23 protein-coding genes and 1 tRNA gene are annotated in these 24,760 nt (G+C 35.0%); 12 read left to right on the top strand and 12 right to left on the bottom strand.

Going from position 1 to position 24,760, the window contains the following annotated elements:
- Nucleotides 1–54 precede the first annotated feature (54 nt).
- Nucleotides 55–1,125: a branched-chain amino acid aminotransferase gene (locus N4T20_RS20070; RefSeq protein WP_260670834.1), complete on the bottom strand. Its 1,071-nt coding sequence runs from the start codon at nt 1,123–1,125 to the stop codon at nt 55–57.
- A 308-nt stretch (nt 1,126–1,433) separates the two neighbouring features.
- Here N4T20_RS20070 and mnmD point away from each other — a divergent pair, with 308 nt between their 5' ends.
- Nucleotides 1,434–2,096 carry a tRNA (5-methylaminomethyl-2-thiouridine)(34)-methyltransferase MnmD gene (gene mnmD / locus N4T20_RS20065; RefSeq protein ID WP_260670833.1) on the top strand — a complete coding sequence of 221 codons (663 nt, stop codon included), beginning with the start codon at nt 1,434–1,436 and terminating at the stop codon, nt 2,094–2,096.
- Between the two features lie 166 nt (nt 2,097–2,262).
- Complete coding sequence (locus N4T20_RS20060; RefSeq protein WP_008468486.1) at nt 2,263–2,460, top strand: hypothetical protein; 198 nt, start codon at nt 2,263–2,265, stop codon at nt 2,458–2,460.
- Between the two features lie 28 nt (nt 2,461–2,488).
- On the opposite strand, the gene N4T20_RS20055 is transcribed toward N4T20_RS20060, so the two are convergent.
- Nucleotides 2,489–3,436: a LysR substrate-binding domain-containing protein gene (locus tag N4T20_RS20055; protein ID WP_260670832.1), complete on the bottom strand. Its 948-nt coding sequence runs from the start codon at nt 3,434–3,436 to the stop codon at nt 2,489–2,491.
- Between the two features lie 107 nt (nt 3,437–3,543).
- Between N4T20_RS20055 and N4T20_RS20050 the strand changes: the two genes are divergently transcribed.
- The 4 genes from N4T20_RS20050 (at nt 3,544) to can (ending at nt 6,907) form a co-directional block, all read left to right on the top strand.
- A complete protein-coding gene (locus tag N4T20_RS20050; RefSeq protein WP_260670831.1) occupies nt 3,544–4,023 on the top strand; it encodes a Dps family protein in 480 nt (159 codons plus the stop codon).
- 122 nt (nt 4,024–4,145) lie between these two features.
- Nucleotides 4,146–4,427 carry a hypothetical protein gene (locus N4T20_RS20045; protein ID WP_260670830.1) on the top strand — a complete coding sequence of 94 codons (282 nt, stop codon included), beginning with the start codon at nt 4,146–4,148 and terminating at the stop codon, nt 4,425–4,427.
- 83 nt (nt 4,428–4,510) lie between these two features.
- Nucleotides 4,511–6,157, top strand: a complete 1,647-nt coding sequence (locus N4T20_RS20040) for a SulP family inorganic anion transporter (protein WP_260670829.1) — start codon at nt 4,511–4,513, stop codon at nt 6,155–6,157.
- Nucleotides 6,158–6,271: 114 nt separating this feature from the next.
- Nucleotides 6,272–6,907: a carbonate dehydratase gene (gene can, locus N4T20_RS20035; protein ID WP_008468497.1), complete on the top strand. Its 636-nt coding sequence runs from the start codon at nt 6,272–6,274 to the stop codon at nt 6,905–6,907.
- 42 nt (nt 6,908–6,949) lie between these two features.
- On the opposite strand, the gene N4T20_RS20030 is transcribed toward can, so the two are convergent.
- Together N4T20_RS20030 and N4T20_RS20025 are read right to left on the bottom strand one after the other, a co-directional pair.
- Nucleotides 6,950–8,152 carry an LETM1-related biofilm-associated protein gene (locus N4T20_RS20030; RefSeq protein ID WP_260670828.1) on the bottom strand — a complete coding sequence of 401 codons (1,203 nt, stop codon included), beginning with the start codon at nt 8,150–8,152 and terminating at the stop codon, nt 6,950–6,952.
- 109 nt (nt 8,153–8,261) lie between these two features.
- Complete coding sequence (locus tag N4T20_RS20025; RefSeq protein ID WP_260670827.1) at nt 8,262–8,789, bottom strand: superoxide dismutase family protein; 528 nt, start codon at nt 8,787–8,789, stop codon at nt 8,262–8,264.
- A 212-nt stretch (nt 8,790–9,001) separates the two neighbouring features.
- On the opposite strand from N4T20_RS20025, the gene N4T20_RS20020 reads away from it, so the two are divergent.
- The 4 genes from N4T20_RS20020 (at nt 9,002) to N4T20_RS20005 (ending at nt 11,475) form a co-directional block, all read left to right on the top strand.
- The gene (locus N4T20_RS20020) at nt 9,002–9,427 is read left to right on the top strand and encodes an META domain-containing protein (RefSeq protein WP_260670826.1); all 426 of its coding nucleotides are present in this window, start codon (nt 9,002–9,004) and stop codon (nt 9,425–9,427) included.
- A gap of 4 nt (nt 9,428–9,431) precedes the next feature.
- A complete protein-coding gene (locus N4T20_RS20015; protein ID WP_260670825.1) occupies nt 9,432–9,950 on the top strand; it encodes a DUF4251 domain-containing protein in 519 nt (172 codons plus the stop codon).
- A gap of 42 nt (nt 9,951–9,992) precedes the next feature.
- Complete coding sequence (locus tag N4T20_RS20010; RefSeq protein ID WP_260670824.1) at nt 9,993–10,907, top strand: transporter; 915 nt, start codon at nt 9,993–9,995, stop codon at nt 10,905–10,907.
- Nucleotides 10,908–10,989: 82 nt separating this feature from the next.
- A complete protein-coding gene (locus N4T20_RS20005) occupies nt 10,990–11,475 on the top strand; it encodes a hypothetical protein (protein ID WP_260670823.1) in 486 nt (161 codons plus the stop codon).
- Between the two features lie 54 nt (nt 11,476–11,529).
- Here the strand turns inward: N4T20_RS20005 and N4T20_RS20000 are convergent, their stop codons facing one another.
- The 8 genes from N4T20_RS20000 to N4T20_RS19965 form a co-directional block, all read right to left on the bottom strand.
- Nucleotides 11,530–12,624, bottom strand: a complete 1,095-nt coding sequence (locus tag N4T20_RS20000) for a glycoside hydrolase family 18 protein (protein WP_260670822.1) — start codon at nt 12,622–12,624, stop codon at nt 11,530–11,532.
- A 231-nt stretch (nt 12,625–12,855) separates the two neighbouring features.
- Nucleotides 12,856–14,646, bottom strand: coding sequence for an acyl-CoA dehydrogenase family protein (locus tag N4T20_RS19995; protein WP_260670821.1), 1,791 nt, complete (start codon nt 14,644–14,646; stop codon nt 12,856–12,858).
- Nucleotides 14,647–14,695: 49 nt separating this feature from the next.
- Nucleotides 14,696–15,046, bottom strand: a complete 351-nt coding sequence (locus N4T20_RS19990) for a four helix bundle protein (protein ID WP_260670820.1) — start codon at nt 15,044–15,046, stop codon at nt 14,696–14,698.
- A 130-nt stretch (nt 15,047–15,176) separates the two neighbouring features.
- Nucleotides 15,177–16,358, bottom strand: coding sequence for a thiolase family protein (locus N4T20_RS19985; RefSeq protein ID WP_260670819.1), 1,182 nt, complete (start codon nt 16,356–16,358; stop codon nt 15,177–15,179).
- 97 nt (nt 16,359–16,455) lie between these two features.
- Nucleotides 16,456–18,846 carry a 3-hydroxyacyl-CoA dehydrogenase/enoyl-CoA hydratase family protein gene (locus N4T20_RS19980; protein WP_260670818.1) on the bottom strand — a complete coding sequence of 797 codons (2,391 nt, stop codon included), beginning with the start codon at nt 18,844–18,846 and terminating at the stop codon, nt 16,456–16,458.
- A 35-nt stretch (nt 18,847–18,881) separates the two neighbouring features.
- Nucleotides 18,882–19,367 carry a MarR family winged helix-turn-helix transcriptional regulator gene (locus tag N4T20_RS19975; RefSeq protein ID WP_260670817.1) on the bottom strand — a complete coding sequence of 162 codons (486 nt, stop codon included), beginning with the start codon at nt 19,365–19,367 and terminating at the stop codon, nt 18,882–18,884.
- Between the two features lie 221 nt (nt 19,368–19,588).
- On the bottom strand, nt 19,589–20,626 hold the full coding sequence (locus N4T20_RS19970; protein ID WP_260670816.1) for a YafY family protein: 1,038 nt from the start codon (nt 20,624–20,626) through the stop codon (nt 19,589–19,591).
- A 186-nt stretch (nt 20,627–20,812) separates the two neighbouring features.
- The gene (locus N4T20_RS19965) at nt 20,813–21,427 is read right to left on the bottom strand and encodes a hypothetical protein (protein ID WP_260670815.1); all 615 of its coding nucleotides are present in this window, start codon (nt 21,425–21,427) and stop codon (nt 20,813–20,815) included.
- A 558-nt stretch (nt 21,428–21,985) separates the two neighbouring features.
- Here N4T20_RS19965 and N4T20_RS19960 point away from each other — a divergent pair.
- Together N4T20_RS19960 and N4T20_RS19955 are read left to right on the top strand one after the other, a co-directional pair.
- A tRNA-OTHER gene (locus N4T20_RS19960) sits at nt 21,986–22,102 on the top strand.
- Between the two features lie 244 nt (nt 22,103–22,346).
- Nucleotides 22,347–24,587, top strand: a complete 2,241-nt coding sequence (locus tag N4T20_RS19955; protein WP_260670814.1) for a hypothetical protein — start codon at nt 22,347–22,349, stop codon at nt 24,585–24,587.
- The last annotated feature ends 173 nt before the right edge of the window (nt 24,588–24,760 follow it).

Genomic DNA, 24,760 nt, shown 5'->3' with positions numbered 1-24,760 from the left:
TGAAAAACCCGATAAAACTTAATTTATCGGGTTTCCTTTTTATATGGTTTTGGATTATTGAACTTTAACTGTCCATCCGTAAGTATCTTCAGAAAGTTTGTTTTGAAGACTTGTTAGTTTCTCTTTTAAGAAAGAAGCGTAAGAATTTTCGACTGGAGCCATTTCAAAATATTCATCTTTATAAGAGAATCCTTTGATAACGCTAATTACAGCTGCCGTTCCTGCTCCGAAGATTTCTTTCAAAGATCCGTTTTTAGCAGCCTCTACCAATTCTGAAACAATTACTGGACGAACTTCTACTTTTAATCCTTCTTTTTCAGCCATTGCAATCAAACTTTTTCTAGTAACACCATCTAAAATTCTTTCGCTTGTTGGAGCTGTCAATAAAGTATCGTTAATTCTGAAGAAAACGTTCATTGTTCCCGCTTCTTCTAGTTTTGTGTGCGTTGCATCATCAGTCCAGATAACTTGTTGGAAACCATCTTTGTTTGCCAAGTTAGTTGGGTAAAATTGAGCTGCGTAGTTTCCGGCAGCTTTTGCAGCTCCGATACCGCCATTTGCAGCTCTACTGAAATGTTCTGCAATAATAACTTTTACTTCGCCTCCGTAATATGCTTTTGCAGGAGAAAGTAAAATCATAAATTTATATTCGTCAGAAGGATTTGCGATAACTCCAGGACCTGTAGCAATCATAAAAGGACGAATGTACATACTTGCTCCATTTCCTCTCTGAATCCATTGTTGGTCAATTTTCAATAATTCATTTAAACCATCCATAAAAATAGATTCTGGAATTTCTGGCATTGCCATACGAACAGCAGAATTATTGAAACGTTTGTAATTTTCATCTGGTCTAAACAGCCAAATGTCATTGTTTTCGTCTTTATAAGCTTTCATTCCTTCAAAAATAGCTTGCCCATAGTGGAAGACTTTTGAAGATGGATCCATCAAAATAGGAGCATAAGGCTTAATGACAGGATTTTGCCATTGCCCGTTTTTAAAATCGCATTCGAATAAATGGTCTGTAAATACAGCACCAAAACTTAAGTTGTCAAAATCTACTTCGTTTATTTTTGTAGAAGCAGCTTTAATGATTTCAATTTTGCTCGTTTGAGTTGTACTCATAATTATGTAGTTTTTTGTGAGATATTTTTCACTGTCAGAAAATCTAAAGTGATGATATCGTGTAAAATAGAATTTATTGAATGCAAAATTACGTAAAAATCTGTAAAACACTTAGTGAAAAATCATTATTTGCTCGTTTTGACTGAGATTTATTTATCCTATAATAAACTCAAATATTTAATTGGTTTTTATAAAGATTTTATGAAAAAAGTATCGTTTTTTAAGGCTTTACGCATTTGTTTTGACTAATTTTGAATATTAAAATAGCTTGAAAATCAATAAAAAGCTATTGCTAAATTCTTAAAAAGGTGAAAAGAGAAATAATTAAAACGCTAGATGGCTCAACTACAATTCGTTTGCCAGAATGGGACGAATGCTATCATTCCAAACACGGAGCAATTCAGGAAGCAAAGCACGTTTTTATCAAAAATGGACTTTTATTATTTGAAAATCCTATAAGTATATTAGAGATAGGTTTTGGTACTGGTTTGAATGCTTTTATTACTTTTTTGGAAGCTATTAGAAAAAATCAGAAAATAGATTACGTAGGGGTAGAGGCGTATCCTGTTGATGCAGATGAAATCTTAGAGATGAATTATGCCGCTGAACTTGAGGCATTGGAATTTGAGAACATTTTTGAAAAAATGCATAAAAGCGAATGGGATGAAAAAGCAGAAATTTGCGATCTATTCTCGTTAACCAAAAGAAAACAATTTTTTCACGAAATAAACGATTTTGAAACTTTTGATTTGATTTACTTTGATGCCTTTGGGTATAGAGTGCAGCCGGAGCTTTGGAGTACCGAGATTTTTCAGAAAATGTACAATAGCTTAAAACCTAATGGTGTTTTGGTTACATACGCTGCAAGAGGAGTTGTTAAAAGAAGTATGATAGAGGTTGGATTTACGGTAGAAAAATTAACAGGTCCACCAGGAAAAAGAGAAATGTTTCGAGCTTATAAAAAGGTTTAAATGAGTTATTTAGAATAATTCTACATTGATTTATATGTTTTAAGAAAACGTATTCGTTGCTAAAGTTTTTAAAAAAATAAGTTAAAAGTAATATTTATGTTAGTTATTTGATTAAATTTGGTTCGAGTTTAAAAAAATAGATAACCCCCGAAAATCTTATTTTATTATGTCAAAAATGATGTTTGATTACACGAAATCAATACTTGAAAGAGTTAGTTTCGATCCGGTACTTTTCTGCAAAGAGTTAGAAAAAGCTATCAAAACACTGTTACCTTACGAAATGGAACAATTGCAAGAATGGTTGCTGAATTTCGTTGTCGGAAAACCAGAATTAAAACAAAGTCTACAACTAATTAAAGTATAAAAAGAAAGGAGCCAAATTGGCTCCTTTTTTATTGCGCTTTCTTTTGTAATGGACTAATGATTTGAACATTTTGAAAAACAATTGCACCTTTTACAACGCCAGCAATTGTAGATCTGAGTGCATCAATGATTTGCATCTTTAATTCGCTCTTTGGGTAGATCAAACTTACCTCTCGAGCCGGTTTAGGTTCCTTAAAATTTCGAAGTTTCAGTTTATCGGATTCTTTTAAGTCTAAGGTGTGCAAGTACGGAAGTAACGTTGTACCAAGGCCTTCGTCTGCCAATTTAATCAAGGTTTCAAAACTTCCACTTTGAATCTGGAAATTATTCTGGTCGGCGTCTGAGACATTTTTGCACAAATTCAAAATGCCATCTCTAAAGCAGTGACCGTCTTGCAAAAGCAGAATTTCATTCAGGTTTAAGTCGGCTACTTCAATTTCTTCTTTCTGGAAACTGGCATGATGCTCAGGAATGTAGGCCACAAATGGCTCAAAGTACAATACGATTTCTTTGATTTTTTCGTCTTCAAGCGGAGTTGCAGCAATCGCCGCATCAAGATGTCCGTTTTTCAATTTCAAAATAATTTCCTCTGTATTAAGCTCTTCGATTAAGAGTTTTACTTTTGGATATTTTTTAATGAAGTTGTTCAAGAACATTGGCAAAAGTGTAGGCATAATCGTTGGAATAATCCCTAAACGAAATTCTCCGCCAATAAAACCTTTCTGCTGTTCTACAATATCTTTTATGCGATCAGCCTCGTTTACGATGTTTTTTGCCTGACTTACAATTTTTTGCCCTATATCAGTAAGCTGGATCGGTTTTTTGCTTCTGTCGAAAATTAAAATGTTAAGTTCTTCTTCAATTTTTTGTATCTGCATACTTAAAGTTGGCTGTGTTACAAAGCATTTTTCAGCAGCAAGGGTGAAGTTTTTATGCTCAGCAACCGCTAACACATATTGCAATTGAGTTATAGTCATATTGATAGTAATTTGTGATGCAAAAATAAGAAAATATAATTTTTATTTATATATATTTTAGTAAAGTTACCCTAAATTTGTAGTAAATTAGTGTAAAAAATTAAATTATGAAGACAAATATTTTAGGATTACCTGTAAAAGAATCAGAATTGTTAGTAAAAGAACTGAATGTTTTATTGTCAAACTTTCAAGTGTATTACCAAAACTTGAGAGGAATTCACTGGAATATTCGTGGAAAGCGTTTTTTTGATTTACATGTAAAATTTGAAGAATTATATACAGACGCACAGTTAAAAATTGATATGATTGCAGAAAGAGTGCTAACAATAGGAGGAACGCCACTGCATACTTTTGAAGATTATATTAAAAACAATAAATTAGCGGTTGGGAAGAATATTTCTAACGACGAAAAAGCAGTTCAATTGATTGTTCATTCGCTATCAGATTTATTAAAAATCGAAAGAGAAATATTGAACAAATCTGATGAAATTAATGATGAAGGAACCAATTCTATGATGAGCGACTTCATTGCTGAGCAGGAAAAAACAATTTGGATGATGAATGCTTGGTTAGAAGAATCATTATAAAATATTGGTTTTTAATAAAATAGAAGCAGAATGGAATGAAAATTGCATTCTGCTTTTTTATTTATGTTAAATTTCTATAAAAATCTCTTTGATTTTATTTGTTTAACGCTATTTTTGCTTTAATGAAATTTATAGCTCGCATATTATTATTCATATTCATTGCCTTCTTATCGACCCCAACAATTGTTCAGGCGTTAAAGAAAGGAAATAATACGGCTATATCTTTTAGCATTGCTGAAGAAGAAGTGCATAAAGAACTTAAAAATGTAGTTCACCCTGCAATTCTTGAGCACGAAGTTTTGATTCCGGTTTACATCGAGAAAAAAACAATCATTTCTGAAAACATTGTCAAACTAGACAATATATCTCCGAGCATATTTGCTCCACCGCCAAACGTAGCATAATACTTTCGATTATTTTGATCTTTATCTGCATTTCTGTCGAGATGCGGAAAATCTTTAATGAATAATTTTTTTAGTATTATATTATGACAAAAAAAATCAATCTTTTTGCCAACCTTAAATCTGATTTTGCCTCAGGTTTAGTGGTTTTCTTGGTGGCTCTTCCGTTGTGTTTAGGTATTGCAATGGCTTCTGGAGCGCCGTTATTTTCTGGAATTATCGCTGGTGTTGTGGGGGGTATCGTTGTAGGATATTTGAGCCAGTCGCATATTAGCGTATCAGGTCCAGCTGCTGGGTTAACAGCTATCATTTTAACCGCTATTACCGATTTAGGTGCGTTCAATGTATTTTTAATGTCTGTTTTTATTGCTGGATTAATTCAATTAGCATTAGGATTTTTAAAAGCGGGAAGTATATCGAATTATTTTCCAACAAACGTAATCGAAGGAATGTTAGCGGGTATCGGAATTATCATCATCTTAAAACAGATACCGCACGCTTTTGGCTATGATGCAGATTTCGAAGGAGATCAAGCTTTTATTCAAAATGATGGAAGCAATTCATTTTCATTTTTGTTTGATGTTTTAAATCACATTCATTTAGGAGCTGTGGTGGTTTCGGCAGTTTCATTGGTCATTTTATTAGCTTGGGAAAAAGTGCCTTTCCTAAAAAGAATAAAACTGGTTCCAGGAGCTTTGGTTGCTGTTATTGCTGGAGTAGTTTTAAACGAAATATTTTTATCTACAGGAAGCACTTTGGCAATTGCGAAAGAACATTTGGTTTCTTTGCCAGTTCCAAAATCTTTTGAAGACTTTAAATCAATTATAATTACGCCTGACTTCACTGCTATTACAAATCCGCAAGTTTGGGTAGTTGCCATTACGATTGCCATTGTCGCTTCTATCGAAACGCTGTTATGTATTGAAGCTTCTGATAGAATGGATGTGCAAAAACGTTACACCAATACAAATGTAGAGCTTAGAGCGCAAGGTGTTGGTAATATTGTAAGTTCTCTTTTGGGAGGTTTGCCAATGACTTCTGTCGTAGTTAGGTCATCTGCGAATAATAATGCAGGTGCAAAATCTAAAATGTCTGCCATCATTCATGGTGTGCTTTTATTGATAAGCGTATTGTCTATACCAGCTATTCTAAACAAAATTCCATTGGCAACATTGGCTACCGTTTTGATTTTGGTTGGATATAAATTAGCAAAACCAGCAACTTTTATGCATTTCTGGGAAAAGGGAAAATACCAGTTTGTACCTTTCATTGCAACTTTGGTCTTTGTTGTTGCGACAGATTTGCTAAAAGGTGTTGCGTTGGGAATTATCATCAGTATCATCTTTGTTTTGAGAGGAAACCTAAAAAGAGCTTATGTCTTTAAAAAAGAAGAATACGAGGATGGGGATATCATTCATATCGATTTAGCTCAGGAAGTTTCGTTTTTGAACAAAGCGGCTATCAAACAAACTTTAAATGAAATTCCGGAAAACTCAAAAGTCGTTATCAATGCTCATGATACGGAGTATATTGCGCATGACGTTTTAGATTTGATTCGCGAATTTAAAGAAACCAGAGCAGTTGATGAGAATATCAAAGTGAAGCTCAAAGGGTTTAAAGAAGCCTACGAATTGGAAAATACGCCAGAAAATAGTAACCACGTAACGATTGAACATTATTATGATGTGGCAAAAAGAGAAATGGTTAAAAGAGAAGTTGTTAGAGAAGAATAATTAAAATAAGGTGTTTTTAAAGCCAAAGAAATGTCAAAATTTAGGTAACTTTACATCAAGTTCATTTTTTGAGACTATTATAACTTAGAAATTACCACACAAAAAATAAAAGAAATGAGAAAATTTTATGAGCAGTTATTAGAGAACAATAAAAAGTGGGTAGAAACTTCATTAGCAAAAGATCCTAATTATTTTGCTGATTTAGCAAAAGGACAGCAGCCGCCATTATTATGGATTGGATGTTCTGATAGCCGTGTTCCTGCAAACGAAATTGTTGGTGCAAAACCAGGTGAAGTTTTTGTGCACAGAAACATTGCCAATATGGTTGTACACTCTGATATGAATATGTTGAGTGTTCTTGATTATGCAGTAAATGTTTTGAAAATTAAGCACATTATCGTGTGCGGGCATTACGGATGCGGTGGCGTGAAAGCTGCAATGGGGCATCAGTCTGTTGGAATTATCGATAACTGGCTGCGTCATATTAAAGATGAGTACCGTCTGCACGATAAATATTTAAACTCAATTGAGAATGAAGAAGAGCGTTTTAATGCTTTTGTTGAAATCAATACTAAAGAGCAAGTTTACAACTTAGCAAAAACATCTATTGTTCAAAATGCTTGGAAAAATGGCCAAGACTTAATGCTTCACGGATGGGTTTACGGATTAAATTCAGGTTTTGTAACTGACTTAAATGTAAACATTGCTTCGAATGATGAGCTGGACGAAGTTTACCAATTAGATCTTTAATAGTTAGAAATAGAAATCGCCCTGTAAAAAGGGCGATTTTTTTTATTCGTTCTCGTCTAAGTTCTCATTAAATGCTGAGGGCAGCATTGTTGGAATAAACTTAATCAATATAGGGAGCAGCAAACTTCCTCCTGGAAGTAAAAATATGGTGAGCGACGGAATGGTTTTACAAATGTCTAAAAGCTGTTTTTTTACCTTCTTCTTTTCTTTTGCATCCAAATCTCTCGTTGTAGAGTAGGCAAGAAGCACCATTAATTCTTTGCTTTGAACAATTTCTTTAATCAGCCTGTTTTTGTTTCGTATGATTAATTTGACTACGCTATGCGTCATTTGGTCATAAAAATGTTTAACAGGATTCGAATAATTAAAGTACGGAATCTTCTTTTTGTGAGTGGTGATAAAAGTATTGGTTGTATCCATACTTTTCGTTACAAATTCGTCTGGAACTCCCATTGTTGATCCTAAAGCATATAAGAAATACGATTCTTCGTTTTCTACTACACCATCACTCCATAAAGCCATTCCGGCCATGTCGATTAGGTAATATTGTTCAAGTCTGTTTTTGAAGTAATCAAGATTCAAAGTCTCCAGAGTTTCGACAGTAACTTTTGAAAATTTCGAATAGCGTATTGAAGCCTCAAAAAGTTTTATTAAAAGGTCGTCGTGCTGCGATTTTACGGTTTTGGTTTTTAAAGCCAAACCAACAATTCCTAAAACAGTTTCTTCAATCCTTTTTAAATATTTTTCAGGAATTTCTCCATGTTCCAAATATTGTCTAAATGCCAAAACATCAATAAATAATAGCGCATTGGTTACCAAATGCGAAAAGTTTTTACTGATGATGCTGTCATTGGTTTGAACTCGCTGATCTATAATGTTTTCCAGAGATAGCGAAGGAGTGTCTTTGGGCAATAACATTTTAAACAAATTAAATCCCTCTGGATTCATTTGTTTGTAAAACTTTAAAACTTCTGAAATAAAATTTTTAGGTTCCGAATTTCTTTTCTCCAAACAAAAAACATGATAGAGAGTGTTCAGTAAAGCTACTTTTGAAATTTCGGTTTTAAACCAGCCTTTGATCGGGATTGGAACTTGAGAATCTATAGCAATAATATGGCCATAAATAAACCCTGTTTCTCTTACTTTATAGTAAAACGAATCTACAGTTTCAAAAGGAATAGCTTCTGAAAACTTCTGTTCACTAAAAAACTTATCGATCCAGCCTGGTGCTGATGGGTTAATCATTGACTTTATTTTGCTGATGCAAAGCTATGTCTTTTTCTTGTTTTAGAATTCATTTTAAAATGAAATAACCGCTAGATTTTGTTAAAAATAGCGGTTATTATGATTTTTCTTATTTGATGATTCCTGCACAAGCTACTCTTCCGCCGGCATTTCCAGTTGGCTGAGTGGTAAAGTCATCTGTTCCTGCGTGTACAATTAAGCCTTTTCCTAGAACATCTTTGTTGCTGTCACCACATCCAATACACCATTCGTCAGTGCTTAAAGTGATAGATCCGTTACCTTTTTCGTCAGTGGTAAAGTTTCCGATATCGCCTTTGTGATATTCTCCAACTCCCCATTTTCCGTGTTTCTTGAAAGTAGGATTCCAGTGTCCTCCAGCAGAACTTCCGTCTGCAGCGCTGCAATCTGCTTTTTCATGAATATGGATGGCGTGAACGCCTGGCTCTAAACCAGTTATTTTTGCGGTAAAAGTTACTTTGCCATTTTTCTCTACAAAAGTAGCAGTTCCGGCAACTTTGCTGTTGCTTTTTGGTTCTAATGCAACAGTTAGAGTTTTAGCATCATTTGACTTGTTATTTGTTTTACAGCCAATGATTAAGGCTGTAATTATAGCGAAAGAAACAATTAGTTTTTTCATATCTACGGGCATTTTAGTTAAAGATTAAGTAAATTTAACATAAAATAACGTAATTGATTAACTCTAAAAGTTAAAAAAAAGTCAAACTATACGTTATAATTTGACATCGATTGAGTTAAAAGTAGAAAATATTGCGTAAATTCGTAGAGGTTTTTAACGAATAATTTCCGAAAATCATTTATCTAATTCGCTCACATTTAATCCTTAATGTTATGATGAAAAAGATTTTTACCCTCGTTTTTTTAAGTTCGTTTTTAATTTCCTGCAAATGCGCAAAAACGGATGCAGTTTCTAAACTTGATGGAACATGGGAATTGAATTATATTTCCAATTCTCAAACTTTTGATGCTTTATATCCGAATAAAAAGCCAAGCATAAAATTTAATACTAAAGAGAATCAAGTGTCTGGAAACAATGGTTGCAATTCTTATACTGGAAAACTGAACGTCACTGGAAATAAAATAGATTTTACACAGCCAATGGCAGTAACTAAGATGATGTGCATGGATGGCAGTAAAGGTGAGCAGGCGTATATGAGCACATTGCCTAAAATTACATCATATGATATTACAGATGATGGCAAAACATTGAATTTTATTTCTGGAGATATTGCCATGATGCGTTTCACTAAAAAATAGCGTTATGAAAAAGAAACTATCTGTTTTGCTGTTTTTAGCAAGTGTTCTTAGTTTTTCTGTTTCTGCACAGGAAAAAACTAAGAAAGAGCTCAAGCAAGAAAGAGAACAAAAAAAGCAAAATGAAATTAAAGCGCTTATCGATTCTCAGAATTTTGTTTTTGAAGCCCAAAAAGTAACGCCTCAAGGCGGCAGATTAATTAATTTGGACTATAATACTTATTTCTTAAAGTTTAAAGCTGATAGCACAACTTGCGATCTTCCTTTTTTTGGACGTGGCTACAATGTTGGTTACGGTACTGATGGCGGAATAAAATTTGAAGGAAAGCCTGAAAATATTAGAGTTGAAACCAAAAAGAATAATACCACTCTAAAAGCAACCGTAAGAGGCAAGAGCGATGTTTACGATTTAATGTTTTCTATATACTATAACGGAAGTACAACTCTTTCTGTTAATAGTAATAATAGAGCCCCAATTAATTACGATGGAATAATCTATGCTCCCAAAACAACGGAGAAAAAATAACATAATTCATTAGCTAAACTTGTCACAAATTCGTCTGAATATATGGTAAGAAATTCTTTTAGGTTATTAAAGTGGCAGTTTTCGGTTTTGTTTTTCTCTTTTGGTGCTTTCACTGCGTTTGGTCAGGATTTGGAGCCTCGAGCGTATGCAAATGTTCCTAAAGGCTTAAATGTAATTGCAGCTGGGTATGTTTTTATGAATGGAAATGTGCTTACAGATCCTTCTCTACCCATAAAAGATTTTACCCTTCAAAGCCACAATATGGCTGTAAATTATATCAGAACTTTTGGGTTGGCAGATAAACTGGCGCGTGTACAGGTAGCGCTACCTTTTACTTTTATGGATGGATCTGCTGTAATTAGCGATCAGCTGGTTACTGGCTCAAGAACTGGTTTTGCAGATATGAAAGTGCGTTTTGGAATTAATTTGCTAGGTTCTCCTGCACTTGATAAATCTGAATTCAGAAGTTTTGAGCAAAAAACAATTCTTGGAGTCAGTTTGGTTACTTCAGTCCCAACAGGAAGATATTATGGCGATAAGCAAGTAAATATTGGAACAAACCGTTGGGCTTTTAAACCTGAAATAGGGGTGTCTAAACGGTTTGCTCATGTGTATGCTGAGGCCTATGGGGGAATGTGGTTTTATACGGATAATAATGACTATCTAGGAAAAAAACTAGAGCAAAAACCAACCTATAGCCTTCAGGCTCATGCAAGCTATTATTTTAAAAACCAAATGTGGGTTGGCTTCAATACGACTTGGTTCTTTGGCGGAAAAACGATCATTGATGGTGTTGCCGATGACAGCCAAATCGATAACTGGAGAGTAGGAGGGACTTTTTCTACTCCAATTGCAAAAGGGCAGTCTATTAGATTTCAATATCATGTTGGGGCATATACCAACAACGGTCTAAATTATTATGCGCTTTCCGCAGTTTATCAATATTCTTTTTTTTAGAAATTGATTTGAGTTTAACGTGTTTAAAATCAGTATATTTGAGTATGCATATCTTTTTAAAAACAAATTTAAAATTAAAACTATGAAAAAATTAGGACTTATTCTTATCATGGCGGCAGCCTCGTTTTCATCTTATGCGCAGTCTTCTTATAAAGAGGATCTAGAAGTGGTACAAAGTGTTTACGGAAAATCTAAAAGTGAACTGGTGAAACAGTACATGAATTTATCTGATGCGCAAGCGGCTGCTTTTACAAAAGTTTATGATAATTATGAAGTCTCCCGAAAAGCATTAGGGCAGACTAAATTTCAACTGATAAATGATTATGCTGCTAATTATGAAACCTTAACTGATGCGAAAGCTGACGAATTGGCTAAAGCTACTTTGAAAAACCATATTGATTATGAGAAACTTTACTCTAAAACTTATAATCAGGCAAAAAAAGCAATAGGTTCAATAAACGCGGCAAAATTTATTCAGCTTGAAGTTTATCTTCAAACAATAATTAGAAGCGAAATTTTAGAAGCAATTCCGTTTATTGGTGAGATGGATAAAAATAAAGTAATGTAGATTTTTACGATTTATAAAAAATGGCTGTCTCAATTTTTAAGACAGCCATTTTTTTTATTTCTCAGTTTTAACTTTGTAAATTTCATTTACCATTCCGTCGCGGAAACTATCTAGAGTAAGTTCCCAAAACATGATTCCGCCCAGTTTTTTTGCTTTTACATATTCTGCTTTAGCTTTGATCGATTTTAAATCATCTGACGTAGCAAAAGTTTTAGTCGAAGCGTTGTACCAATAAGGAGCTTTTGCTTTATCGTCCCAGAAATATTTCCATCCGTTGGCCTCAGTATAAACTGTTGAGTAGTTTTTAAAATCAACACCTTGAAAGTGCTCTCCTGCTTGATATAAACCGTTGTTGATGTTTTCTACGTTTTTCCATTGTCTGGTATAAAATGCGCCTCCGATTACTAATTTTTCAGCAGGTACTCCTTCTTTCAATAAAAACTCAACAGCTCTATCTGTAGATTCTTCCTTAGGATTTGTGCTGTATAATGGAGTATGGTGTCCAGTAACTTTTGAATATCCGTTTACCAAATCGTAACTCATAATATTAATGCGATTTACAAATGGAGCAACAGCTTTCCAGTCTATAGATTCGTCTAGACATTTTTGAAAACCTCCCGCAGCAAAACTCAATTCATATTTTTTGCCCAATGTTGAGCGCAATATTTTAACCAATTCAGTAAAATTAGGTTTATCAGCCGCTTGATACAAATGCCCAGGAAGTCCTTCAATTGATGGATATTCCCAATCTAAATCTAAACCGTCAACCTTAAAATAGTCGCTTACTTCTTTTACCGATTTTGCAAATTTTAAGCGCCCTTCTGCTGTCGAAAATGCTTCAGAGCAAGGTTCACAGCCTCCCCAGCCTCCAAGAGAGACAATAATTTTAAGCTGTGGATTTTTTGCTTTAAGCGAAACCAAATGTTTGATGGTAATAGAATCTTTGGCAGAATCAACGCTTAATTTACCATCTTTTAAATGGCAAAAACTAAAAATAATCTGGTTCAATTTTCCAACTTCATATTGATCAATAAGCTGAGAATCGCCAGTGTAATAGGCAATAATGTCCATTTTCTTATTTTTTTGCGCAAAAGCAGCAGTAAGGCAAAAGCATAATAAAAATGATGCAATTAGGTTAATTTGTTTCATTATTCTGTTTTTTATAGTTTTTAGAATGTTAAATATACTCGAATGCATTTGATGTTTAACTATTCCATAGCAGTCTGAAAGCAAATTTTAACAAATATTTTGCAAATAAATGCAAAAATATTGCGGGATATAAGAAATATCTTTCGCTAAAAATATCAGAAAAAATAAACCCGCACAGTTTCGGACTTGTGCGGGTTTATAACAAATTAAAAGCTAAAAACTATTTTGAAATTAGAAGCAGTATGAATTTTCTGCTACTAATTTTTCTGCGATTTTTTCTCTTAACGCTACCACGTTTGGCAGGTTAGTATATTTAGTGAAACGTTTAAGTCCCATTAACATCATGCGTTGTTCGTCACCTTCAGCAAAAGAAGCAATTCCTTCTTTTCCTCTTAAGTTTACGATATCTACAGCTTTGTACAAGTATAATTTTGCCATAGCGATTTGCTCCTGAACTTTGTCTTCGCCTTCTTTTTTAGCTAATTTCTCAGTTCTCAAAATTGTACTTTCAGCCATGTAGATTTCGATTAGGATATCAGCAGCAGCCATCAATAATTGTTGGTGAGAATCTAAATCCGGACCATATTTTTGAACAGCGCTTCCTGCAACCATTAAGAAAACTTTTTTCAAGTTAGCTACGATTACTTTTTCTTCAGAGAATAATTCAGAGAAATCTGGAGTATCAAAAGATGGAATTCCCATTAATTCTTCTTGAACTTTCATTGCCGGTCCAAGTAAATCAACGTGACCTTTCATTGCTTTTTTAATCAACATACCTACAGAAAGCATTCTGTTGATTTCGTTTGTGCCTTCGTAGATACGAGCGATACGAGCATCTCTCCAAGCACTTTCCATTGGAGTGTCTTCAGAGAATCCCATACCTCCAAAAACCTGAATACCTTCGTCAGAACAGTTTTGAACGTCTTCAGAAACTGCTACTTTCAAGATAGAACACTCGATAGCATATTCTTCAACACCTTTCAATTCTGCTTCTTGGTGAGAAGTTCCTTCCGCTTCACGAGCAGCGATTCTGTCTTCAATGTCTTTTGCAGCACGGTAAGAAGCACTCTCTCCAGCGTAAGCGTTAGTGGCCATTTCCGCTAATTTAGAACGGATCGCTCCAAAAGATGAAATAGATGTGTTGAACTGAATTCTTTCGTTAGCATATTTTACCGCTCCTGTAGTAACTCTTCTTTGAGCATCAAGACAAGCAGCAGCCAATTTAATACGACCAACGTTCAAAGCATTCATCGCAATTTTGAAACCGTTTCCTCTTTCAGATAACATATTTTCAACCGGAACTTTCGTTTCGTTGAAGAAAACCTGACGAGTAGAAGAAGCACGGATTCCTAATTTGTGCTCTTCTTCATTCATAGAAATTCCGTTTGAAGGATCGTTTTCTACGATGAAACCTGTAATATTTTTATCATCTCCAATTCTAGCAAAAACGATGAAAACGCTACAGAAACCTGCATTCGAAATCCACATTTTTTGTCCTGTGATAGAGTAGTATTTTCCATCTTCAGATAAAACAGCTTTTGTTTTTCCTGAGTTTGCATCAGATCCTGCGCCTGGCTCCGTTAAGCAATAAGCTCCAAACCATTCTCCAGAAGCCAATTTTGGAACGTATTTTTTCTTTTGTTCTTCAGTACCGTAAAGTGTAATTGGCATAGTTCCAATTCCGGTATGCGCACCAAAAGCAGTTGAGAACGAACCTGTTGCTCCAGAAATGTAGTCGCAAACCAACATTGTAGATACGAATCCCATTCCTAATCCTCCGTATTCTTCAGGAACTGCAACTCCAAGAAGTCCAAGTTCACCAGCTTTACGCATAGATGATTCTGTATAAGCGTAATCTTTTTTCTCAAAACGATCTTTATGCGCCCATAATTCTTTGTCTACGAACTCTTTTACAGAGTCACGCATCATTAACTGCTCTTCTGAGAAATCTTCTGGTGTGAAGATGTCCTCGCATTTTGTTTCTTTAACTAGGAATTGACCTCCTCTTGTTTTGTCGCTCATGACTTTTTGTTTTTAGATTGATAAGATGAAAGAGGCAACAAGCAAAATTTTAATTTAACTTACTTATGAAGCCTGATGTCATCCTTTGAAATTCAATTATTTTGTTTTCTATTTCTTCTGTTTTTGTTTTTGATAGATAATCATTTTGAGAAGCTATCAGCAATTGTGTCTGCAATTCAAATGATGATCCTAAACTGATATTCAGATAATGCTGAAAATGTTTATTACCTCTGTTGGAGCCTTCAGCAATATTAGAAGGCATTGAAACAGAACATCTATTCATTTGATTTGACAAGCTATACGTTTCTGACTTTGGAAAAGTGGCGGTTAGTTTATAGATATCATTAGTGATCTCCATAGCTAAAATCCAAATTTTCAAATTCTTAAAATTATGTCTCATGTTTTTTTGAGGCAAGATAAGAATTAAGACTTCAAAAAGTAGGTTTTTTATTACTTTTTAAGATACTTGTTTTCAAAATATCTTCATTCCAAAAATCAAGTCTTGCTTCTTGCTTCCTTCCTCTTAAAAACTACAACACCTCGTAAATCCCCGCAGAACCTTGTCCAGTTCCCACACACATAGAAACGATTCCGTATTTGTTACCTCGACGTTTCATCTCGTCAAATAACTGAACAGAAAGTTTTGCTCCTGTACAACCTAGAGGGTGACCTAAAGCAATTGCGCCACCATTTACGTTTACGATTTCTGGATTAATGTTTAATTCACGAGTTACTGCTAAAGCTTGAGAAGCAAAAGCCTCGTTTAATTCAATTAATTCAATATCGTTCAATGTTAAACCAGCTTGTTTCAAGGCTTTCGGAATTGCTTTTACCGGTCCGATACCCATAATTCTTGGCTCAACACCAGAAGAAGCAAAGTTTACTAAACGTGCAATTGGTTCAAGGTTTAGTTCTTTTACCATTTCTTCACTCATGATTAAAACGAAAGCGGCACCGTCGCTCATTTGAGAAGAGTTTCCGGCAGTTACACTTCCGTCAGCAGCAAAAACGGGTTTTAAACCTGCTAAAGCCTCTTTAGAAGTTCCAGCTCTTGGTCCTTCGTCTTTATTTACAACATATGATTTCGTTTCTTTCTTTCCATTTTCGTTGATGAAAGTCTGCTCAACAGTAATTGGAACGATTTGTTTGTCAAATTTTCCTTCTGCTTGTGCTTTCAAGGCTTTCATGTGAGAGTTGTAAGCAAACTCATCCTGATCTTCTCTTGAGATTTTGAATTGGTTGGCAACCGCTTCAGCAGTTAAACCCATTCCCCAGTAGTAATCTTCGTGACCTGCAGCGGCAACTTTATAATCCGGAGTCGGTTTGTAACCTCCCATCGGAATATAACTCATGCTTTCTGCACCACCTGCAATGATACAATCTGCCATTCCTGATTGGATTTTAGCAGTTGCCATTCCGATAGTTTCTAGTCCAGATGCGCAGTAACGGTTTACAGTAACACCAGGAACATCTTCTACTTTCAATCCCATTAAAGAGATCAAACGTCCAACGTTAAGACCTTGTTCTGCTTCCGGCATGGCATTTCCTACCATAACGTCATCGATACGTTTTTTGTCGAAATTAGGCAGTTCGTCCATCATAAACTGAATGGTTTCAGCGGCTAATTCATCAGGTCTTTTAAATCTAAAAACACCTTTTGGAGCTTTTCCAACTGCTGTTCTGTATGCTTTTACTATATATGCTGTTTTCATTTGTTTTTGTTTTTTTAAGATTTATAGAAGCAAGAGCCAAGAGAAAAGACAAAACTTTGTTTTGAAATTTTGCTTCTTGCATCTTTCTTCTACTTTTCTAATTACGAAGCGGTTTTCCTTTAGTTAACATATATTGAATGCGCTCCAGAGTTTTTCTTTCTGTACATAAACTCAAGAAAGCTTCACGTTCGATATCTAATAAATATTGTTCAGATACTAAAGTAGCTTCAGATAAATCACCACCAGCCATTACATAAGCCAGTTTGTTAGCGATTTTCTTGTCGTGCTCAGAAATGTATTTTCCAGCCTGCATTTGGTCAGTTCCAACTAAGAACATTCCAAGAGCCTGTTTCCCTAAAACTTTAATATCATTTCTTCTGATTGGCTGCGTATAACCAGCTTCTGCCATTAATAATGCGTGCTTTTTAGCTTCAGCAATCTGACGGTCTTTGTTTACTACGATAATGTCTTTTCCGTGTTGAAGAAGTCCTGTGTCGAAAGCTTCATAACCAGAAGTCGAAACTTTAGCCATAGCAATTGTTAAGAAATACTCTTGAAGAACGTTCAATTCCACATCGTTTTTGCGGAATAAATCTGAAGCTCTTAAAGTCATTTCTTTAGATCCACCACCACCAGGGATAACACCAACACCAAACTCAACCAATCCCATGTATGTTTCGGCAGCAGCAACTACTTTATCAGCGTGTAAGCTCATTTCGCATCCACCTCCAAAAGTCATTCCGTGAGGCGCTACAACAACCGGAATAGAAGAGTAACGAACGCGCATCATAGTGTCCTGGAACAATTTAATCGCCATGTTCAATTCGTCGTATTCCTGCTCAACCGCCATCATGAAAATCATTCCGATATTAGCTCCCACAGAGAAATTTGCAGCTTGGTTACCAATTACTAAACCTTGGTGTTCTTTTTCCGCTAATTCAATTGCTTTATTGATTGCTGAAAGAACATCGCCACCAATTGTATTCATTTTAGATTGGAATTCTAAGTTCAAAATTCCGTCTCCTAAGTCCTGAATAATTGCACCGCTATTGCTCCAAACTTTTTTGCTTTCGCGAATGTTGTTCAGAATAATGAATGAATCTTGTCCAGGAACTTTAACTTGTGATTTTGTTGGAATGTTATAGAAATAAGTCGCTCCTTCTTTTACAGAGTAGAAACTTTCGCTTCCAGAAGCCAACATTTCAGTAACCCAAGCAGCAGGCTCTAAACCTTCCGCTTTCATGATTTCAATTCCTTTGGCAACACCAATAGCATCCCAGATTTCGAATGGACCATTTTCCCATCCAAAACCAGCTTTCATGGCATCATCAATTTTGTATAATTCGTCTGAGATTTCAGGAATTCTGTTTGACACATAAGCAAACATTCCGGCGAAACTCTTACGGTAGAATTCTCCCGCTTTGTCTGTTCCTTTTACTAAAACTTTAAAACGATTGATTGGTTTATCAATAGTTTTTGTTAGTTCAAGAGTAGCAAAATTTGCTTTTTTAGCAGCGCGGTATTCTAATGTATCTAAGTCTAAAGAAAGAATATCTTTGTCTACTTTTTTGTAGAAACCTTGTCCGGTTTTGCTTCCTAACCAATTGTTTTCCATCATTTTGTTGATGAAATCAGGAAGTTTAAACAATTCGTGCTGTTCGTCATTAGGGCAGTTTTCGTAAATACCGTTGGCAACGTGTACCAAAGTATCTAGACCAACAACGTCAACCGTACGGAAAGTAGCCGATTTTGGACGACCGATAACTGGACCAGTCAATTTATCAACTTCTTCAATCGTTAATCCCATTTCTTTAACTAGGTGGAATAAACTTTGAATTCCGTAAATACCAATTCTGTTTCCAATAAACGCTGGGGTATCTTTAGCGACAACCGAAGTTTTTCCTAAGAATTTAGATCCATAATCGTTTAAGAAATCCAATACTTCTTTTGAAGTTTTTGGACCCGGAATAATTTCAAATAATTTTAAGTAACGCGCAGGGTTAAAAAAGTGAGTTCCGCAGAAGTGCTTTTGGAAATCTTCGCTTCTTCCTTCACTCATAAAGTGAATTGGAATACCAGAAGTGTTAGAAGTAACCAAAGTTCCCGGTTTACGGAATTTGTCGATTTGTTCAAAAACCAATTTTTTGATGTCTAAACGCTCTACAACAACTTCGATAATCCAGTCTACATTGGCAATTTTTGCCATATCATCTGTCGTATTTCCAGTCGTAATTCGGCTAGCGAATTTCTGACTGTAAATAGGAGAAGGTTTTGATTTTAATGAATTCGCCAAATGTTCGTTTACCACACGGTTACGAACGGCTTTACTTTCAAGTGTTAATCCTTTTTTAGCTTCAGCTTCGGTCAGTTCACGCGGTACAATGTCTAGAAGTAAAACTTCGACACCAATGTTGGCAAAATGACAAGCTATACCTGAACCCATGATTCCGGATCCAATTACAGCAACTTTTTTAATTGTGCGTTTCATATTTGTTATTATTTGTTTGTAGGAGGAAAAGAATGCTATTCTTTTTCTTTGTTTTCTGTTTGCTTCGCCAGTTCGCTGGCGCTCGTGTGATTAAATATGTTTTTATCGTGAATCAGTTCGTTGATGATTTCAGAAACTTCGATAAAATGATTCAGTTTTTCTTCCGAAACGTGCTTTCTAACGGTTTCATTAAACTTTAGAACTGTATTTTTAGATAAATCTCTTTTTTCTTTTCCAAACTCAGTCAGGTAAATTAAAACACCTCGGCCATCGCTTGGGTTTTTCTTGCGAACAATCAAACCTTTTTCTTCCATTGATTTTAAGGTTCTTGTTAAGCTGGTGGCTTCCATTCCCATTCTCGGGCCAAGAGCCGTTGACGGAGTTCCTTCTTCCTTGTCCATACTTAAAAGAGCAAATCCTGTCGCCATTGTTGCATCGTACTTTGCAGCTTCTTCATTATACATTCTTGAAACAGCCTGCCATGTTGCTCTTAAAATATAATCTATCGTTTTGTCTTTCATAGGTAACTATATCGATTTCAAATATAATTAAAAAATACTATGCACGCATATAATTTTTTAATAATTTTTTGGTTAGTTATAAAATATCCCTGATTTAGAGGGTTTTGGTCGTTTATTTTAAGTGTAATATACTATTCTTTTTTTAGATTTTAACATTTTTAATGCGGTAAAAATCCTTTTTTTGTTTTTAAAACGCATTTAATTCTGTATTCTGTAAAAAATTATGAATTAATTTCAGTCGGTTCTTCTCGATTATAGCGCAAAATAGCATCTTGAAGTATCTTTTTCATACGATTTCTCAGACCTTCTGGCTTTAGAATTTCAACACAGCTTCCAAAACCTAAAAAAAGCCTTTCCATTTCATAATTCGGTATCACAAACAAATGCACGATAATGCTTCCATCTTCATTTTGCTTAATGATGCGTTGCGAAATATGCAGCGGTTTTGTGAGCACGTAAGGCGCATTCGAGGCATCGACCCATAATTCAACTCGTCTTGCTTTTAGTCCCGAATTAACCGTAACGCCAATGACATCTTTATAATAATCATCGGCATCAAAATCTTCATCCAAATAATGATGATTAAAATCGTAGTCAATCGAGATGATTCTATCCAAAGCTAAATTAGTAATCGGCTGTGACGCTTTTTTCTTTCCGATCAAAAACCAGCGGTTATTAAATTCCTTCAAAATAAAAGGATGAAAATGAAATTTTGTTTCTTCAGCAGATTTAAAAGATTTATAAGTAATGATGAGAACCATTTTCTTGATTATGGCCTGATAGATTTCATCGAGATAATGCAGTCCTTTTAGCTTCTCATTTTTGTCCAGATAGATAACTGGTTTGGTATGCGATTTCTCAGCGTAAATTTTATCTTCCAAACGCTGAAGAATATCTGAGACATCATTAAATAGAGAGAAATCTTTAAATTGCTTCAACATTGAAACGGTTTCTGTCAAAACATTCATATCTGTTTCCGTCAGCGGAATATCGGTTATCGAAAAATCTTCGTCGTCATATTTATAATACTTTTTATCGTAAACCACGATTGGAGCGTTATAACCCAATTTTTCGCTTCTCATCAGCTGAATATCCATCTGTATGGTTCGCTTGCTGATTGGGTTCTGACGTCCTTCGTACTCAGAAAGGGCTTCAGAACATTCTTCGATTAAATCTTCGAGCGTCCATTGCCTGTATTTATTCTGAAGGCATTTATCGATCGTTTTGTACCGAATTAAGGCATTTTTGTTTTGTGACATTGGTTGTGTTGTTTAAACGTAGAGACGCAATTCATTGCGTCTAAACATTGTGGATATTCATTGCGTCTAAACATTGTGGATATTTATTGCGTCTAAACATTGTGGATATTCGTTGTGGAAAATCATTGGCTGTGCGTCTAACACATTTTGGATATATTCGTTGTGTAGACGCAATGAATTGCGTCTCTACATTAATAATGAAATTTCCTTTTCGATATTTTGTCTTGCTTTCTCTTCATACAAACTCCTAAATTCATCGGTTTGAAAAATAAATTCATTCTCCAGAAAATGCTTCAGCGCTTTCGCGCGCCCAGGTTTGTAGAGAAAATCAGGATAGATGCGGTATTCTTTTCTGATCTGTTCAAAATAGATTTTATAATCGTCCCAATCTTTAGCCAGAATTTTCAAATCAAAATCAATTAGCCAATTAATGTCTTCAATAGAATTATGCTGATGTTGCTGCGTGGCACAGATCGCATCAAAGACCAATTGTTTATTAAGATTGATATTTTTGGGCAGAATCGATAAAGCATATTCGGCACTTTTGAGTTCGTTATCTTTTTTGGAAGCCGAATACACAAAATCGTGATAGAAAATAGAAAACAATATTTCGTTTGGGTTTTGAAGTTTGCCACGATACGTTTCAAAACTCTCAATCATTTCTTCTAAATGCGTGAGATTATGATAATGTCTTGATTTTTTAGAATATGCCTTTTCTAAATCCAACCAGTTTTGCTGAATTTCATTTGCTGAAAAGCCAATATTGGAGAGTAAATCAGAATATATTTTCTTTAGAATCATTTTGTTTTTTATTTAAATCTATGAAAAGCTTCAAAGAAGCGTAATATTTTAAAGCTTAATTATAATTGATTAATATTCAAGCCGCATAAATAGCTCTGGAAGAGCTAAATATTTATAGCAAATTTATAGACGATAGTAAAAAAGCTCCAGCGGAGCGACACCCACAATTTTTGCATCTCATTAATATATGTCACCCCGCTGGGGCTCTTTTTAGGCATAATCAAAAAGCTTTAAATATTCAGTCCCGCTTTGACTTATGTGACTTTTGTAAATAAATGTTTTACTCAAATTTAAAATTCTTTTTTTACTGCGCAAAATAATTGCGTAGTAGTTTCGAAATCTTTGCTCAAGAAATAAAACAAACAGTATTTCTAAAAAAATGAAGCAAAAATTTTACTGCGCAAAATAACTGCGCGCTAGTTTTGAAATCTTTGTTCAGAAAATAAAAACAAACGTTCATAGAAATAAAATAAAGAATAAAACAGGTCAAGTTTGAGTTACTTCGAAACACTTTCCACGTACACACTTACACCATTACCTTTTTATTCCATTATATAGGAAGCAGTAGCTCAGTGGTAGAGCAGGTAGTTTTGAAATTATCCATCAAAGGTCAATCAAAATTTACTTCTTACACTTTTAATGTCCGGGTCGTGGGTTCGAATCCCACCTGCTTTACAATTAATGGTCAATTAAAACTTACTTCAGGAAATTGGATACTACGGTTCGAGTCCGGCAAGTTTTAAAATCATCATTAATAAAAATCGAGGGTCAAGATTAACTTACTTCTTTCGCGGTAGCCCGCTCCATTTTAGCTTAGTTAATCCATTATCGTCAAATTTCAGGTCAAGTGTTTCTTACTTCAAAATCTTTTAGGTAGAACTCAGAAACACCATTATCTAAATTTTAAAAATTAAAAAAAATGAAAACAAAAGAATTATTAAAAATCAGTTTACGCCAAAATGCTATTTTCATTCCGTCAGAAATGATTGCGAATGACGTTAAAAATTTATCAGGAACAACTTCAGTTTTGTTAGCCAATGTTTCTAAACTTGGATTTACATTTTCTGAGTCTTTGCTTCATGCTTTAAACAATGTGAGCCCGACTTATAAAATCGAGGTTTTAGAAGTCTTGAGAGCAATTTTAGGAACAGATAAAAATTGGACGCCATTGGTAAAAGAATGGAATATTCCAACCAATGAATCTGTTGTAGATCATATCATCACGTTTTTTGGAAATATTTTTCAGACTAAAAATGGAACTAAATTACAGTGCGGTCATAGTATTCCAGATAATACTTTTCCACTAGAAAGATACAATGGTTGTCCGTTCTGCGGAACTCCGTTTGAATTTGGAAAACTGGAAAATATCGGACAAGGAAGCAAATTGAAAATGTTGGAATTATGGACAGAAAAAGATTTAAATGATTTCTATATATCGTTATTGCAATCTAAAACCGCTTTAGACGCTACTCAGGTAGATAGTTTAAAAATGGCGATGCACTATTTGCCTTTGCCAAAAACAGAAGTGGCAATGAAGGAAACTTTAATGCTGGTGATCGATCTTTTGATTGAAAATGGTAAAGAAGACCAAGCATCTCAGTTTTTGAAAACGCCAACAGATATCTTGCGATACTTGTGGTATAAAAACACAGGTATGCTTCAAATTATTGAGCCAAAAACAATTATCAAAAGAACATCAAAAAACGGACAGCATTTTCATAATGTTTTGGATACAAGCGTTCAGGCGAGAATTGCATCTCAGAAAGATTTGAAACTGAAATATTCTCGAAAAGAATGTTTGATGGTAGCAAATTGGCTGAATAATATGGATATGGAAGTTGAAGCGATGTGCGAATCCATGCATCCAAAAAGAGGAATGTGGGTTCGTTTTATCCGAGCGCTTCGTTTGGCAGAATACAGCAAAAGAAAAGGATTCGAGAAATTGAATTTTTTAATGGATGTGTTCTACAACCAAGTGTATGACGTTTGGCAAAGCAAAGTGAATTCGTCAAGATTAAAATTTGATGCCGATAAAACATTTGCATTGTTAAAACAGCGTCCAGGCTTATTTGCACGTTCGTTATTTTCGAATATGCTTTGGTTTGGTGCGGACGAAACTGTTGCCCATTTTGAGGAAATCATCGATAAAGTTCCGGCTCGATTGGTGTTTACTTTAAATATGTATGCTCAAAATTATTTTGATAAAAATATGCAGAGAAGCGTGAAACCTTTGGGCGGAACAAACAAACGAATTGAAGCTAACGCTTTATTGAAGTTGTACGAAGATTTTCAGTTGGAAGCAATGAAAAACCAAATTGAAGAATTATGTCTTTTGGCCATAAAAAAACGATTTGCTGCAGTTCCAAATACCAGCAAAACAATCTATATCGATCCGCAATTGTTTAATATTCCGGTTTCTATAGGAGATCGAAGCGAAACAGTTCAAGATTTGCCAGTTGCTTTAATGGGAACCCGTTTTCCAGTTGAAGGAAACGAAGTGCGATTGTTTATGCAATGGGGTAAAGATCTTCCTGCACAACATTTGGATATGGATTTAAGCTGTCATATTGCCTACGAAGATCGTTCAGATATTTGTTCTTTCAGCCGATTGACCACAACAGGTTGCCAGCATAGCGGTGATATCCGAAGCATTCCGAATAAAATTGGAACTGCCGAATATATCAACATCAACATCGACGAATTGGCGAAAGCCAAAGCTAAGTTTGTAACGTTTACCTGCAATGCGTACAGCAACGGAAGTATTACGCCAAATTTGGTTGTAGGTTGGATGAACAGCAAGTATCCGATGAAAATTTCGGAGAAAACAGGTGTCGCGTACGATCCGTCGTGTGTAGATCATCAGGTTCGTGTGACGCAGAATGTGGCCAAAGGTTTGGTTTTTGGAGTGTTGGATGTAGCCAAAAGAGAAATCGTTTGGTTAGAGATGACTTTCGGAGGTCAGGTTGTAGGCGGATTGGATTTCAAAGGTGTTCAGGCGTTGTTGGCAAAACTAAACAGCAAATTGAATATTGGTAGTTTGTTACAGCTTAAAGCGGAAGCTCAAGGTTTGACAATCACCGAAAATGAAATTGCCGATGAGGTGTATACAGCGCAATGGGCAATGAATCCAGCGGTTGTTACACAGTTGTTAATAGATTAAGAAAAAAGGTGCTGAGGTACTAAGGTTCTGAGATGCTAAGGTTTTTGTAGAGGCGCATTGCTGTGCGTCTCCGCAAAGTTTGGTAAATTAGGTACAAAGGTTCAGAGAGGCAAAGGTTCAAAGGTTTTTGTAGAGGCGCATTGCTGTGCGTCTTCGCAAAGTTTGGTAAATTA

The organism is Flavobacterium sp. TR2 (genome assembly GCF_025252405.1).
In the GTDB taxonomy this organism is placed as follows: domain Bacteria; phylum Bacteroidota; class Bacteroidia; order Flavobacteriales; family Flavobacteriaceae; genus Flavobacterium.
This window is presented reverse-complemented; position numbering and strand designations above follow the sequence as displayed.